The organism is Oleiphilus sp. HI0066 (assembly GCF_001635725.1).
This window is the reverse complement of the sequence record NZ_LWFH01000363.1, coordinates 1-776: the sequence shown is the minus strand read 5'-3', so window position 1 is coordinate 776 and position 776 is coordinate 1. Positions and strand designations below refer to the sequence as shown.

The following is a 776-nucleotide window of genomic DNA, read 5'->3' as shown; positions in this document are numbered from 1 at the left end:
ATATCGTCACCTTATATATGCCGATGGTTCCAGAAACAGGCATCGCTATGCTGGCCTGTGCGCGCATCGGTGCCGTGCATTCCGTTGCTTTTGGGGGGTTTTCCCCGGAAGCTCTCGCAGCCAGAATTGACGATGGTCCGTCTAAATGGTTGATTACGGCTGATGAGGGTATTCGTGGCGGGAAGTCTATTCCATTAAAGAATAACGTGGATGAGGCTTTTGAAGTAGGGAATATCGGGCATGTGAAGAATGTCGTTATGCTTCAGCGTACCGGTGGCGATGTGTCATTTGTTGAAGGTCGTGATGTATGGATGCATGAGTTGATGGAGCGTCAGGGTGCTTATTGTGACGCTGAACCGATGAGCGCTGAAGATCCCTTGTTTATGCTGTATACCTCTGGTTCAACTGGCAAGCCTAAGGGCGTTTTGCATACTACTGGTGGTTATCTTACTTACGCGTCCTTTACGCATGAGAAAGTATTTGATTATCGCGAGGGCGAAGTTTTCTGGTGTACCGCGGATTTCGGATGGATTACTGGGCATAGCTATATTTTGTACGGTCCATTGTGTAATGGTGCGACAACAGTGTTGTTTGAAGGCGTGCCAAATTATCCTGATGCTTCTAGGTTCTGGCAGGTTGTTGAAAAACATCAGGTGAACGTATTTTATACCGCGCCGACCGCAATTCGTGCGTTGATGGCTGCTGGTGATGATAAAGTTCAATCCTACAACCGAGATAGCATTCGTCTTTTAGGCTCGGTGGGCGAGCCAATTAAT

At 47.8% G+C, this 776-nt stretch carries 1 protein-coding gene; it reads left to right on the top strand.

Translation table 11 applies throughout. The features are described from left to right. A partial coding sequence (locus A3738_RS05150; protein WP_156503977.1) for an AMP-binding protein occupies window positions 1-776 on the top strand: 776 nt, incomplete at both ends.